This is a genomic window from Brevundimonas sp. SS2672 (assembly GCF_059579685.1).
The window spans coordinates 1,269,282-1,282,913 of record NZ_CM184201.1; the positions used below are offsets into that span (position 1 = coordinate 1,269,282).

Annotated in this window: 14 protein-coding genes; 3 read left to right on the plus strand and 11 right to left on the minus strand. The window is 65.1% G+C overall.

All coding sequences use genetic code 11. The annotated features are described in order from the left end of the window. Nucleotides 1-107: 107 nt before the first annotated feature. A complete protein-coding gene (locus tag AC52GN_RS06450; RefSeq protein WP_200165253.1) occupies nucleotides 108-296 on the plus strand; it encodes a hypothetical protein in 189 nt (62 codons plus the stop codon). A 26-nt stretch (nucleotides 297-322) separates the two neighbouring features. Here AC52GN_RS06450 and AC52GN_RS06455 read toward each other — a convergent pair whose 3' ends face one another. From AC52GN_RS06455 to AC52GN_RS06480, 6 genes are all read right to left on the minus strand, one after another. After that, entirely contained in the window at nucleotides 323-646 is a 324-nt protein-coding gene (locus tag AC52GN_RS06455) for a GrlR family regulatory protein (RefSeq protein WP_269298473.1), read from the minus strand. Nucleotides 647-992: 346 nt separating this feature from the next. Then, nucleotides 993-2,114: a methyltransferase gene (locus AC52GN_RS06460; RefSeq protein ID WP_291783758.1), complete on the minus strand. Its 1,122-nt coding sequence runs from the start codon at nucleotides 2,112-2,114 to the stop codon at nucleotides 993-995. 149 nt (nucleotides 2,115-2,263) lie between these two features. Continuing rightward, nucleotides 2,264-2,521, minus strand: a complete 258-nt coding sequence (locus AC52GN_RS06465; RefSeq protein ID WP_291783760.1) for a DUF6894 family protein — start codon at nucleotides 2,519-2,521, stop codon at nucleotides 2,264-2,266. Nucleotides 2,522-4,633: 2,112 nt separating this feature from the next. Beyond that, nucleotides 4,634-4,936 (minus strand): hypothetical protein, encoded by a 303-nt coding sequence (locus AC52GN_RS06470; RefSeq protein ID WP_269298477.1) that lies wholly within the window; start codon nucleotides 4,934-4,936, stop codon nucleotides 4,634-4,636. A 183-nt stretch (nucleotides 4,937-5,119) separates the two neighbouring features. Next, a complete protein-coding gene (locus AC52GN_RS06475) occupies nucleotides 5,120-5,773 on the minus strand; it encodes a class I SAM-dependent methyltransferase (protein ID WP_269298479.1) in 654 nt (217 codons plus the stop codon). A gap of 143 nt (nucleotides 5,774-5,916) precedes the next feature. After that, nucleotides 5,917-6,135 carry a hypothetical protein gene (locus AC52GN_RS06480; protein ID WP_269298481.1) on the minus strand — a complete coding sequence of 73 codons (219 nt, stop codon included), beginning with the start codon at nucleotides 6,133-6,135 and terminating at the stop codon, nucleotides 5,917-5,919. Between the two features lie 146 nt (nucleotides 6,136-6,281). Between AC52GN_RS06480 and AC52GN_RS06485 the strand changes: the two genes are divergently transcribed. Together AC52GN_RS06485 and AC52GN_RS06490 are read left to right on the plus strand one after the other, a co-directional pair. Continuing rightward, on the plus strand, nucleotides 6,282-7,067 hold the full coding sequence (locus AC52GN_RS06485) for a Crp/Fnr family transcriptional regulator (RefSeq protein ID WP_269298483.1): 786 nt from the start codon (nucleotides 6,282-6,284) through the stop codon (nucleotides 7,065-7,067). Between the two features lie 234 nt (nucleotides 7,068-7,301). Then, nucleotides 7,302-7,589, plus strand: a complete 288-nt coding sequence (locus AC52GN_RS06490; RefSeq protein WP_200165245.1) for a SemiSWEET family sugar transporter — start codon at nucleotides 7,302-7,304, stop codon at nucleotides 7,587-7,589. 6 nt (nucleotides 7,590-7,595) lie between these two features. Here the strand turns inward: AC52GN_RS06490 and AC52GN_RS06495 are convergent, their stop codons facing one another. The 5 genes from AC52GN_RS06495 to AC52GN_RS06515 are packed head-to-tail and all read right to left on the minus strand — an operon-like array spanning nucleotide 7,596 to nucleotide 13,517. Continuing rightward, entirely contained in the window at nucleotides 7,596-8,735 is a 1,140-nt protein-coding gene (locus AC52GN_RS06495) for a hybrid sensor histidine kinase/response regulator (RefSeq protein WP_269298486.1), read from the minus strand. Continuing rightward, a complete protein-coding gene (locus tag AC52GN_RS06500) occupies nucleotides 8,732-9,307 on the minus strand; it encodes a chemotaxis protein CheB (RefSeq protein WP_269298488.1) in 576 nt (191 codons plus the stop codon). The genes AC52GN_RS06495 and AC52GN_RS06500 overlap by 4 nt, the downstream gene beginning before the upstream one ends. Then, entirely contained in the window at nucleotides 9,304-9,618 is a 315-nt protein-coding gene (locus AC52GN_RS06505; protein WP_496528777.1) for a CheR family methyltransferase, read from the minus strand. The genes AC52GN_RS06500 and AC52GN_RS06505 overlap by 4 nt, the downstream gene beginning before the upstream one ends. Next, nucleotides 9,542-10,129 carry a CheR family methyltransferase gene (locus tag AC52GN_RS06510; protein ID WP_496528552.1) on the minus strand — a complete coding sequence of 196 codons (588 nt, stop codon included), beginning with the start codon at nucleotides 10,127-10,129 and terminating at the stop codon, nucleotides 9,542-9,544. Before AC52GN_RS06510 ends, AC52GN_RS06505 begins: the two co-directional genes overlap by 77 nt. Nucleotides 10,130-10,136: 7 nt before the next feature. Then, nucleotides 10,137-13,517: a response regulator gene (locus AC52GN_RS06515; RefSeq protein WP_338578619.1), complete on the minus strand. Its 3,381-nt coding sequence runs from the start codon at nucleotides 13,515-13,517 to the stop codon at nucleotides 10,137-10,139. Nucleotides 13,518-13,632 lie beyond the last annotated feature (115 nt).

Below are 13,632 nucleotides of genomic sequence, written 5' to 3' on the forward strand. Positions count from 1 at the left end.
GCCGCTATGATGACAAAGCTGCGGCGAAACGGGCCTTCGCCTGGAGCGTCGCTCGCCGTCTCGCGGCTCGAGGACGTCCCTCAACCTGGTTGGTGGTAGGATAGGCGATGCCGATGTTTCTCGTGGACTACCAGCAGGGCGAGCGTTGCTTTTCTCTCCAGTTGGAAGCGGAGGACTGGGAGGACGCTGAAGACAAGCTCATGGCCCTGCAGGGCGGAGCAGAAGTGGTCGGTCGCCTGGTGATGGAAGGCGATTGCGAAGGCGCAGCCTCGATCGGCGGAGGCGGTCGTTGTTGATCTGGCCGTAAACGACGGCGCGCCGTCTAGGCCAGTCTGCTCATCACGGCCTCGAAACTCACTTCGGGCGCATCGGGCGAAGACCCCGACATGAGCGCGTCCTGGCCGAGGATATCGCCTTCCAACTCGATACGCGCACGCTCGACGCCGAACACGGATCGCAGGACAGGGATGATGGTATACCGATCGAGCTGCAGGCTGGCCTTGAACCTCGCTCCGTGAATGACATAGGAGCCGACATAGAACGAGCTGCTGTCGCCGCCGATGATGCGCCCGCCCTGGAGCACGACTACCCCATAGCCCGGTCCCAGCCGTGTCCTGAAGCCGATCTTGTAAAGGCCGTCGTCCATCAGCGCTGGGCCGCGAGGCGAGCGGAAGAATTCGGCTGCGATCTGGGATTCGACTCTTGCTCGGCGGCGGCTGAAAGGTCGGTGTCGATCTGCGCCTTCCCGGACCCGTCGCACATGTGGCAGACGCCCGTGTCGAAGATGCCTGATCCCGCGCATCGGAGGCAGAGCTGGGGCTCTGGCGAACTTACGTCGATCTGCGTCATGGACCTGTGCACATACTCTCTAGCCACGCCCTCTATTAAGGCCTTCAGAGGTTTAACCGGCGCTCCGGGATCCCGTTCCTCCTCACGCGGATGCGACCGAAGGCTGGCATAAGGAACGCAGCCTTCACCGAAGCCCAAGCGGTCTAAGGGCGAAGGCCCCGGGTGGCGAATAACCTTCGCGGCGCGGCCTGGCGAGACAGGACAGCGCCGATGGCCGCGATCCTTTCGACCTCTCGATAGCCTTCGTGCGCCAGCATCCCCCCGAAGACATCCGGGTCGATCTCCTCATATGTCATGCTCGCGCCTGCCTCGGCGGCGAGCCGCTCGAGCTCGATGCGCAGCATATCTCGGCCTTCGATGATCGGGCTGCCCGTGTAGAGCACGAAGCGCCCCCGCGGACGCAGGCGATGCAGTCCAACAGAGACCCACGCCAAGGCGAGGTCCATGCCCAAGGCGCCGCCTCCATCGCGATAGGTCCGGTGCTCGCCGTCGGCCAGATAGGGCGGGTTGGCGATGATGAGATCGAACTCGCCGGCCGCGGCCCCGGGCCCAGAGCCCGCGACAATTTCAATCGACAGGCGGGCGTGGGCGGCATTGGCGGCGAGGAGAGCAAGGGCGAAGGGGTTCACGTCCCCGGCCACGACCCTGGAATGCGGCAAGCGTGCGGCCAGCGCCAGCGCGCCGGCGCCGGCGCCGGCGCCGACGTCGAGGATCGAGCGCGGCTGCGTACCGCATAGCGCGGAGGTCAGGAAGCGGACGAAGCGGTAGCTGTCCGGTCCAAGGAAGACGGCGTCAGAGGCGTCGCTCCGGGCGGAGTGCAGGTGCAGGCGCCCGTCAAGCGCACTGACCCTGACAGCGGATCGAAGCGACGCGCCCTCGTCGACGAGGAGCCCGCCGCTCGACATCGTGGCGAGGAGGGTAGGGTCGAGGTCGTTCGGGTCGAAGGGGCGCCCCCAGCCGAAGATGTCTCGCAGGTTAGCGGCGCGGGCGCGCTCCCGCCGGGACGCCACCCGTCTGTGGGTGGCGGGGGTCGGGCTCACGAAATCGTACCCGGCGGCCGCCAGCAGGTCGAGAAGGGCGACCAGGGCCGCGCGCCGCTGCCCAATCCCCATGTCGGCGGAGCTAGGTCCAGGGCGGCGATCGCTGTGATCGGGCGCTCCTTCCATCAGGTCGCCTTCGAGCCGGGCGGCCGGATGGCTTGGCTTGCGACGGCCGGCCGGGAGCGGCGGCGCGGTCGACCTGGGCCGGCGGGTGGGGAAGAACATGCGGATTTCCTGACGGTCCTAACCAAACGAGGAGGCGCTCAAGCTTTGAAACCGGCCGTCGTCGATCTGACGCTGGGCCTTCTAGATAAGGCTCCCGCGCCTGCGGCGTTGCATCCGAGCGGGCGCTCGGGCGTACGCGTCCGACGCGATCAATCTCGGCTCGCGTGGTTTGCGCCGCAGCTTGTGATGTCGCAGATTCGGCGGCCGTCGATCGCGGTCACCGTGACCCGATACGAAAAGCCGTCGTCCCTCATGGTGTCGCCCTCTTTCAACAGCTCGCCCATGAAGCGCAGAGCTTCCCTGTATGCGTCGTCGTCCGTGGCCGCCGCGATCTCCGCGCAGAAGGCGGAGCGGTGCCCGAACAGGGCGAAACGATAGAGAGGGTGGTCGGCGGTCCCGCAGGTCATCGGCGCTCTCCGAGGTATCCACGACTTGAACGAACGCGTCGGCGGGCTGAAAGAGCGAACTGTCCGGAGGACAGCTCTACAGCGGGCCGCGCGCTTTGGACGTCGCCATCGGCGGTGGCCTGATATGACGGCTCCGTCGACGACCGGCGGGACGCGAAGGCGCGCCTCAGCATGCTGGACTTATTAGGCGAGCATAAGAAAACCGATCTGCCGCATTGGGACTCAGGAGGGCCTAACGAGCCTGAAAGCTCAGCTGCGAGAGGGAGCGAGCCCGGATTGCAGGGCCTCCGGTTTGGCGGGTATTCGGAGAGCGGCCTTTGGCGCTTGAAGTTTACTGCAGACGCGCCTCATGCGTGCTCTCGCTTCGGGGGGCATGTCCTTGACGTTCGGAACCGTTCTCATTCCCGTGAGTTGGCCCATCGCAGCTCTCTAACCCCTGGAGCTGCCCTCTGTTGAACCGCGAAGCCCCTCGTTGGAGGCCCCAGGCGCCGGCGAGGGGTCTTCATTTGCCTACAGAAGAAACGCTCGCACGGGCGGGAGCCACATCCGCCGGCCGGGCCAGCGCTCACATTGATGGTGTCGCCGTCGCTGTCGGCGCCACGACCTCCCAAGCTTCTCTCTACGGAAGACCGGCCGGGGCTAGCAGCAGACGGGACGCAGGCGTTGCAAGGCCGACAGCACGGCCAGAAACCTTATCAGGGAGCCGGTGGCGACGCCCGCGACGGCGAAGCCCCGCAGACGACACTCGGATGCCAGCTGGACAGGCGAGGCCGCCGCACTCGATTAGCGGCAAAGATCACCGGGGCCGCCAGGCCGAGGTTGCGCCATTGCGAAAGTCGACGTTCCGCCATGGGGTGGTCTCCTTGTCGTCATGGCCACCTGAAAGCAACCTCGCCGCACGGCCGACGACCTGACGGCCGACATCAATGAGTCTGTCCGATCACTCGAAGGCCGAGGAAGCGGCGATCGCGAGTAGGGCCAAAATCGCAATCACCACCGACCATTCGCCGAAGCTGGGTCGCCATTGGGGACGTCTGGGCAAGTCGCGTTCCTCTACCGTCGGTCCAGCCCCGCTCTTTCAGGAGGTGCGCGAGGGACTGGAGCAGGCCCGCTCAGGAGGCGAGCGACTGGGCGAGCTTAGATCTCCAAGCGCTTTGCGCGTTTAACCTGTGATGATTAACGGCAGCGCTTTTGATATTTCAGCCCGCACGCCGCCGCAGTCGAGGGACGGAGGCCGCCTAGAGGAGGCGCTCGTTCCCGGTCAGGCGTTTGAATAGGCGATCGAGCGCCGCGAGCAGGTGTCCGCCAAATCCAGTCATGCGAAGCCAACAAGCTGCGCCGGAATTGGTTGCGGCCCGGTGCGCCGCAGGGGGTGCGTGGCTGCGCGCCGGGCCGCATCGCACGCCAGCGCCGGAATGCGCCTCCTTAAAGCTCGAGGACCATCCGGGGTTCCGTCTCAGCCCATCCAGCCCATGTAGGCGCACCCGACGATCCCTATGAACGAAAGCGTTCCGAGCAGCCGCGCCGCCTCCCACCCGGCTAGACGCCACCAGCGGGGGATGGGAGATTTTTGTTTGCGCAAAGACGATCTCCCGGCGCCAGGAAGAAGGGGATGCCCGGCAAACTGCTTAAGCCCGGCCTGGTTCCTCTCGGTCGCGCCTTTCTCGTCAGGGGTTGCGGCCCGGAGCGGTGGTCAGGGGGTTGCGCTCCGGGCCGCAGACTTCCGCGCGGAAGACAATCCTTAGCCGTCCCGAGGGCGATGGGTTCCACGGGGGCGGCTCTTCGACCAACTGCGGAATGACAGCCGAAGCCGGCCCGCTTCACGTTATCCGGTCGCAATCCAGTAAAGGATGCCGAAGATCGCAAGACACAGGGCGATCAGGACCGCCTCTGTCATCCGTCCCGTTCGTTTGGGCCGCCCCGGCACGTTCCGCCTCCCGTCGTGAACGATGTTACTATTTTACAATTTGCATGGCTGTCCAGCCCTCGACCGGCCGCATCGACGGACCGGCTCGGCGACCTGGATAAATCCCTCCTGGGCAGCATAGGGAAGGGCGAGTCCGCAGCGCTCTTCTGGCGCCCCCTTCTACCTGCTGCACTCCGCCTTGGCCGTCAGGCGTTTACGCGCTGGTCGGTATCGTCGACGTTCGCCGCCGCCTGGGCCAGCAGGCTTCCTCCGATCAGCAGAGGAGAGTCCTCGGCTGAAAGGGGAGGTAGGCAAACAAATCGCGCCGCCTTTTGGCCGTTCCGTAGGAACAGATGGATCTCGACGTGGTCGCCGGCGGCAGCCAGCCGCTCCGCCACGGTCTTGGCGACGTCTTCCGCGGCGCGCCCGCGCCCAAACAGCTGAGGCTCGACGTCATCCACGCGGACGGCCCAGACGTCGCCAAAGGGTTCTACAACGACGGTTCGCATCGAAGCATCTCCAGTGAAGAGTGAAGGCGGTCGCTATTTGGATGGCCGCGGAGACGGTTCAAGGGGCGCTGTAGTCCAGCCCGGCAGGCTGTTCCATAAGTTTGGGGGCTTCCAACCGACGGCCGGCCATTGCGACTGCGTCAGCAAAGGCCGGCCAGCGTCCCGGCCCGGATCGCGTCCGGCCTACGCCTTCATGGCGTGCCAGCCTCGGATCATGAAGGCCTGGAAGAAGGACACGGGCGTCGCAAACCCTGCTGCCCGCCAAAGGGCCTCGGTCTCTGCCGCCGGCAGAACCCCCAGCGCGTCGCGCAGCATGCTCTCCAGCCTGGCCGACGATTCGGGGGTCGCGCCCATCAGGGTCTGGACCTGCTTCCAGTCCTTCAACATGTCTGGAAACGCCGCATCTTCGAGATCGGCGCTGATTTCGGCGCTGACGAAGCGACCGCCCCGCTTCAGTCGATCATGAATGGCGCTGTAGAAGGCCGGCCGTTGTTCCCGTCTGATGAAATGGGCGACCAACAGGCTGACCGCGGCGTCGAATGGGCCGGGGGGCGCGTCCTCGGCGTAGCCCTGGATAAGCTCGCATCGCTCCAGAACGCCCGCTTCCTTTAACCGGTCCCGGCCGACATTCAGCATCTCGGCGGAAGGATCGACCCCGACGAAAAACCATCCTGGACGCGCTTGGGCCAGGGAGAGGATTTCAGCGCCCGTTCCCACGCCGACGCACAGCACTCGCGCTTCGCTCGGACATTCGGCCAGGACCAGGCCCGTTAGGAAGTGGAGGCAATTGGAGATCGGAACGAGGGCGCGGTTCCGATGGTCGTAGGCGTCCGCCATCTCCTGGTTGAAGAAGGACGGCGAGGCGGTCGATCGGGAAGAAGGCATTGTTAATGTGTAACACAAACGTCGTCCGGTACCATGCCAACCGTCATGTCCTGTTAGAGCAACCGGCCGATCGTCCGAGGCCCATTTCGGGAATCCTAATCCAGCCTCACATTGACCGCGCAGATCTGGCGGCCGTCCTTCGTCTTCACTCTCACTTCGAAGGCGACGGATTCCCGGCTCAGGATCTCGCGCTCCTTGATCAGATCGCCGGCGAAGCGAAACCCTTGACGACGCGCCTCGGCGTCCGTCGAAGCCTCGGCTTCGTGGACCTGATCCACCTCCAGACCGGCGACGAGGAAATCGTAGAGGGCCATGACGGAAACCTATACGCCCGAGCCTGAACCTAGGATGACTCTGCTGATCGGCGTCTCTCGGCATGGCGCCAGGCGATCCGACCCATGCGAAGGGGAACCGTTAAAGCAACGCCTGGGCGTCGAGGACGTTATCGACGCCGCGTCGCATGAGCGGCGGCGATGGAAATGCGCGAAGTGTGGAGCGGGAAGGCGAAGAGGGGATGTGGTCCGGCGACGAGCTCCACGATCTGATCACGATCAAGCTGACGCGGCGCAGGAGCGTGTCTCCAGCAACCCTCCGCAAGCTCAGTGAAGCGTTCAATCCCTTGGCGCTCATCCCTGCGAGGGACGACCTCATCGTACAGGGCGTCAAGGCCTCCTCCTGCCTCCTGCTTTTGAACGGGTTTGCGGCTCGCTACCGCTTGTTGCGGAATGGGCGGCGCCAATTCACCGAGATTTGTCTCCCAGGCGATTTCGTCAATCTCGGCTCTTTGTTGAAGAAGCGTCAGCCGCAGGGCGTCGTGGCCCTGACGGACTGTCGGGCGGCCTCCATTCCCCATGCTCGCCTTGATCGGTTGATCGACGCCGACGGCGACCTGGTCAGAAGCCTGTGGCTGGACACCCTGGTCGACGGCGCCGTAAGCCGCGAGTGGATTCTTGCGCTCGGCGCCCAGAGCGCAAAGGAGCGCCTGGCCTGGTTCCTGTGTGAACTCTACTGCCGACTGGAACTGGTGGGCCGCGCGAAAGACTGCTGCTTCCAGTTGCCTATGACCCAGGCGGAGATAGCGGATATCCTTGGGCTTTCGACCGTCCATGTGAACCGCGTCGTGGCGGAGCTTCGACGAGAAGGTCTCGTGGAGTGGAAGGGGGCTCTTGTTCATCTGAAAGATTGGGGCGGGCTGGCCGCCCTGGCCGAGTTCGACAAGGCCTACCTGGAGTCGCCTCCAGAGTAAGCGGGCGGTCGCGGTGGGACGGCGGCGCGAGATCGGCCGCGTCCGTCCCTGTTCTCGCTACAGGCGCAAGCGTAGATGGCTTTTATCGACCCATCGACCCACCCCGGCGCAATCGGAAAAGGCTCCGATCCATTAGGATCGTTGTCGGCGGCGCTGAGGCGATCGTCACTACATTGACCTCAGCGGCGAACATGCACCTTGGGAACAGCGTCGCTAACATGACGTTGGCCCATCATGACTGGCGATGTTGCAACACTTATCGGCTCGGCTGCAGCAATCTGCTCGATTACGAGCTTTGCCCCGCAGGCGTACAAGATCTGGAAGGAGAGGGACGCCTCGGCGGTGAGCCTCAAAACCTATTCCCTGACCGTCAGTTGCTTCATCCTGTGGACGATCTACGGCGTGATGACCTCGGCCTGGCCTGTGACCGTCGCCAACGCCTCCGCCCTCGTGATGGCGTCGGCGGTCCTGGTTATGAAATGGCGCTTTCGCGACGCGGCGAAGAGCGCATCGGACGCGTGAACGCGGTCAGGCGGCGAGTGGAAAACGCAGGGTGAAACAACTGCCTCGACCGGGGCCGTCGCTGGCCAGTTCGACGGCTCCGTCATGCATCTCGACCAACTGCTTTACGAGAGCCAGGCCGATGCCGAGACCTTCGCGCGAGCGATCGTCCGGCCCCTTCGACTGAGTGAACAGATCGAAGATGCGGCCCTGCATGTCATGCGGCACGCCCACGCCGTTGTCGGCGATGTCGATCCGCACCTCGTCCTGGACGACATCCGCGGAAATACGGATCTGTCCTTCGGACGGCGTGTATTTGGCGGCGTTGGTCAGCAGGTTGCTGACGACCTGCGACAGGCGGGTGAAATCGCCTTCGAGCCACAGGGGCTGGGAAGGCAGGGCGACCGTCAGGTCATGCGCGCCCGCCTCGATCTTGGGTCGGCTGGTGTCCACGGCGGACTCGATGACGCTCTGCAGACTCACACGCTCGCGCTGAAGGGAAATCTTGCCCTGATCGATCCGGGCGACGTCGAGCAGGTCTTCGATCAGCCGCGAGAGGTGGTGGGCCTGAACCTCCATCCGCGCCTGGATGTCGGCCTTGCGGTTCTTGTCCGACTGGCGCTCCAGAAGCTGAAGACCGGCGCGGAGCGCCATGATCGGGTTGCGCAACTCATGGCCCAGCATGGCGATGAAGTCGTTCTTGCGGCGGTCCGCCGCGCGCAGGGCGTTGGCGTAGGCCTCCAGTTCATCGCGCTGGGCGAGAATCTCCCTGCGTTGGCGATAGAGGTCGATGAAGACGTTCGCCTTGCTGCGCAGGATGTCGGTTTCGATCGGTTTCTGGATGAAGTCGACGGCCCCGGCCTCATAGCCCCTGAACCGTCGCTGCAGATCGGCGCTTCCCGCCGTGACGAAGATGATGGGGACGTGGCGCGCGTTCACATTGCCGCGCATGAACTCGGCCAACTGGAAACCGTCCATGCCTGGCATCTGCACGTCCACCAGGGCCAGGGCGACATCGTGGATCAGCAGCAGCTCCAGCGCCTCGTCGCCCGAGCGGGCCTTCAGGCAGACGACGTCCTCCCGCTTCAGCAGCGCCTCCAGCGCGAGCAGGTTCTCTTCAAGGTCGTCGACCAGCAGAAGGTGAATCGGCTGTTCCGGGCTGCTCATTCTGTTCCGAGACCTTTCAGATGTTCGGCGATGCCTTCGAGCGGCAGGGCGACGGCCGCCGTGCAGGCGTTGCGGGCGGCCTGGGGCATGGCCTGGGCGTAGGCGGCGGCGGGCTCCTCCACCAGGGCGACCCCGCCCGCGGCGGCGACGGCGCTCAGCCCGGCTGCGCCGTCCTCGTTGGCGCCGGTCAGGATCACCCCGGTCAGGCCGGCGCCGTAGGCGTCCGCCGCGCTTTCGAACAGCACGTCTATGGAGGGGCGGGAGTAGTTGACGGCTTCGTCGGAGGACAGGGCCATATCACCGTTGCTCTCGACCAGCAGGTGGTAGTCTGAGGGGGCGAAATAGACCACGCCGGGACGGGCGGTCTCCTTGTCTTCGGCCTCCTTGACCTCAAGCAGGCATCTGGCCCCGAACAGAGGGGCCAGCACGTTGCCGCGGTCGGCCGGGACGTGCAGGACGATGAAGATCGGCCAGGGGAAGTCCGCCGGCAGCGACGGGAGGAGGGCGAGCAGGGCCTGCACCCCTCCGGCGGAGGCGCCGATCACCACGGCCCGGTCGGGGGACGGACTCATGGTTCGCGTTTCCTGTAGATCTTCTCCGCCGGGACAAACTCGGAGAAGGCGGCCGCATGGCGTGAGAAGCGCAGGCTTTCCTTCGATCCGATCCCCAGAAAGCCGTTGCGCGCCAGGGAGTCCCTGAAAAGGCCCACGGCGCGATCCTGAAGGCCTCGGTCGAAATAGATCATGACGTTGCGGCAGGAGATGAGCTGCATCTCGGCGAAGACGGCGTCCGTGACAAGGCTGTGGTCAGAGAAGACGACATTGGCGCGCAGCGACTTGTCGAAGACCGCGCGACCGTAGTCGGCCGTATAGTAGTCGGACAGGGACGAGCGGCCGCCCGACTTCTGGTGGTTTTCGGTGAATTTGCGGATCTCGATCGAGGGGATAGATCCCCGCTTCCGCGGCGCGCAGGGCGTCGGGATTGATGTCGGTGGCGTAGAAGAGGGTGCGATCGAACAGGCCTTCCTCGCGGAACAGGATGGCCATGGAATACAGCTCCTCCCCGGCGCTGCACCCCGCGATCCACACCTTGAGCGAGGGATAGGTGCGCAGATGGGGCAGCACCTGCTCACGCAGGGCGCGAAAGTAGCCGGGATCGCGGAACATCTCGCTGACCTGAACTGTCAGGAAGGCGAGCAGACGAGGCAGCATTTCGGGATCGTGCAGGACCCGTTCCTGCAGGGCCGTCAGGCTCGGCAGGCCGAAATGGCTGCGCGCCTGAATCAGGCGGCGCTTGATCGACGCCCGTGCGTACTGGCGGAAGTCGTAATGGTAGCGCTGGTATAGCGCCTCCAGCAGCAGACCGATCTCGATATCCTCGATCTCGTTCGTCATGGCGGACTCAGCGGGGCATCCAGACGCGGACCAGGGACAGCAGCTTGTCCACGTCCAGCGGCTTGGCCATGTAGTCGTTCGCCCCGGCCGCCATGCAGCGCTCCTGGTCGTCCGGCATGGCCTTGGCGGTCAGCATCAGCACCGGCAGAGTCGTCCAGCGCGGATCCTTTCTCATTTCACGCGTCGCCGTCAGGCCGTCCATGACCGGCATCATCACGTCCATCAGCACAAGGTCGACAGCCTTCGAAGGATCGGTCGAGGCCTGCTCCAGCGCCTCGAGCGCTTCCTTGCCGTTGCGGGCGATCTCCACCAGGGCGCCGCGCGGTTCAAGGACATTGGTCAGGGAGTAGACGTTGCGGACGTCGTCCTCGACGATCAGAATCCGGCGCCCTTCCAGCACGGCGTCGCGATTGCGCGCCTTGCGGATCATCTTCTGCTGCTCGGGCGGAAGCTCGGACACCACCTGGTGGAGGAAGAGGGAGACCTCGTCGAGCAGCCGCTCCGGCGACTTGGCGCCCTTGATGATGATGGAGCTCGAATAGCGGCGCAGCTGCTGCTCGTGATCGGGCGACAGATCGCGCCCCGTATAGACGATCACGGGCGGGAAGCCATGGCCGCCCTCGCGGCTGAGGGTCTCCAGCAGGGAGAAGCCCGACGCGTCAGGCAGGGTGAGATCAAGCACCATGCAGTCGAAGGTCTGGGTTCTGAGTTGCTCCAGGCATTCGGCGGCGGTGCCCACGCCTACGGTTTCTACGTCGCCGGAGGCCAGCAGGCGGCTCACCGCGTCGCGCTGGACCAGATCGTCCTCCACGATGAGCACGCGACGTACGGTGCGGGTCAGCGTGTCCTCGAGAGTGCGCAGAACCTCGGCGAGATCCTCGCGCTTCACCGGCTTGACCAGATAGCCGATGGCGCCCAGCGACAGGGCGGTCTGGCTGTGATCCTCGGCCGAGACGACGTGGATGGGGATGTGGCGGGTGTCATCGTCGCGCTTCAGCACGTCGAGAACGGTCAGGCCCGACTGATCGGGCAGGCCCACGTCCAGCACGACCGCGCTGGGACGATGGCGCTTGGCCAGCTTGAGAGCCTCCTGGGCCGTGCCCGCCACGATGCACTGGAAGCCCAGCTCGCGGGACAGGTCGCGGACGATGGCGGCGAAGCGGTCGTCGTCCTCGACAACCAGCAGCAGGCGGCGCGTTCCGGCCAGATGATCGCGGTCGTCCTCGATGCTCGCAGACATTGATTGACGCCGCTCGGGAGGCGGTTCCGACGGGGGTGAAACATGCGGGGCAGGGGCAGGCGTCTCGCGCGGAGGGACCTGCGCAGCGTCATAGGCGCGCGGAAGGGTCAGAGTGAAGACGCTCCCTTCGCCCACTCGGCTTTCCAGGGTGATCCGCCCGCCGAGCAGGCGCGCCAGTTCGCGCGAGATCGACAGGCCCAGGCCCGTGCCGCCGTATCTGCGGCTGATGGTTCCGTCGGCCTGCTGGAAGGCCTCGAAAATCCCCGTCTGCTGCTCGGGGGATATGCCGATGCCGGTATCCGACACGGCGAAGGCGATCCTGTCCCCGGGCTGGGCCGATATGCCCAGTTTCACACCCCCGATTTCCGTAAACTTGAAGGCGTTCGACAGCAGGTTCTTGAGAATCTGCTCCAGCCGCTGGCGATCCGTCTCCATCAGATCGGCTCCAGCGTCCAGTTCGATCTCGAAGGCCAGACCGCGATCGTCCGCCACCGGCTGGAAGAGTTGCCGGACGTCCTCCGTCAACCGTTGCATCGACACCGCCTCGGGACGCGCCTGAATGTGGCCTGCCTCGATCTTGGACAGGTCGAGGATGTCGTTGATCAAGGCCAGGAGATCATTGCCGGACGACTGAATCGTGCGGGCGTAGTTGACCTGTTCCTCCGACAGCGTTCCCTCTGGGTTGTCGGCCAGAAGTTTGGACAGGATCAGCAGGGAGTTGAGCGGGGTCCGCAGCTCATGGGACATATTGGCCAGGAAGTCGGACTTATACTGGCTGGCCTGTTCGAGTTCGCGCGCCTTCAGCGTCAGCGCCGAGGCGCCGCGCTCCAGATCGTCGCGCTGGGTTTCCAGCAACTGGGCCTGCTCCTCCAGTTGGCTGTTGGTCTGCTCCAGCTCCGCCTGCTGCTGCTCCAGTCGCGTCTGGGATTCCTTCAGCGCCCGACCCTGTTCCTCCAACTCTTCGTTGGAGACGCGCAACTCCTCGCTCTGGACCTGGAGCTCCTCGGCCTGGCGCTGGGTTTCCTCCAGCATGTTCTGCAGCTGGGCGCGGTAGCGGGCCGAGCGCAAGGCTGTGCCGATGGCGGGCCCGGTTTCTTCAAGCAGGGCCATAAGCCGTTCGTCCGGCGTGTGCAGAAAGCCGAGTTCCAGAACCGCATTGACCGCGCCGTCCGCCCGGGCGGGGGCGATCACCAGGTGCCTCGGCTTGTCGCGGCCGAGGGCCGAACCGATCGTCAGATAGCCCTCAGGCACGTCGGACAGGGTCAGAATCTGACCGTCCGCCGCCACCTGCCCGAGCAGCCCCTCGCGCGGGCCGAAGCGTTCAGCGACGGGCGCGTCCGACGGGACGCCGAGCGCGGCGATGCGTCGATAAAGGCCGCCTTCGCCTTTGAACAGGGCGGCCGCCTGGACGCCGGCGTACCGTCCCAGATAGGCGAGAATGCTGTCTCCCAGCTGTTCCAGCGACTGATCGCCCATCATGGCGACGCCGAGGCCCACCTGGCCTTCATGCAGCCATTCCTGGCGCGCGCGCGCCCTGGCGCTGCGACGGACCAGCATGAAGACCGTGATCGTCAGGACAGCACCGAGCACGCCCGAAAGCACGCCGCTGATCAGCGCCGTGCGATAGGCGGCGTTCATTTCCGTCAGTCGCTGCTGACGCACGCTCTGCTCTTCCTGACGCATGAGGGCGACCTGGGCCCGGATCGCGTCCATCTCCTGCTTGCCCTGATCCGTGGCCATCCGCGCCAGCGCGGCCTGCATGCCCTCGGCGCGGCGCGCCTGTAGGGCCGCGTCCAGCTCGGCCAGTTTGGCGTCGAGGCGAGCGCGCAGCTGATTCAGGTGACCTTGTTGGACAGGGTTGTCGCGGGTGAGCTCCGCGATATCGCCCAGCCGTCGGTTGAGATCCCGGGTCGCCGTCTCGTAGGGCTGCAGATAGGAGACGTTGCCCGTCAGCAGATAGCCGCGCTGGCCCGTCTCGGCGTCCTGAGCGGCGGACAACAGTTCATCAACCGCGAGGATCACCTCGTGCGTATGGATGATCTGCTGGTTGTTGGCGCGCAGAACTTCGACATTCCTCCAGGCGACAAGCCCGGTGGCGAGGAAGAAGGAAAGAACCAGGGCCAACCCCAGAACCGCCCAGGCCTCCATCTTCGAGCCCGCAGACGGACGACGTGACGATTTCATCAAGTTGTGAACCCTGGACGAGGAGCGAGAGCGCCCTGCCTAAGGACGCGTGCAGACCTTGCAATAACCTATGCTGGAT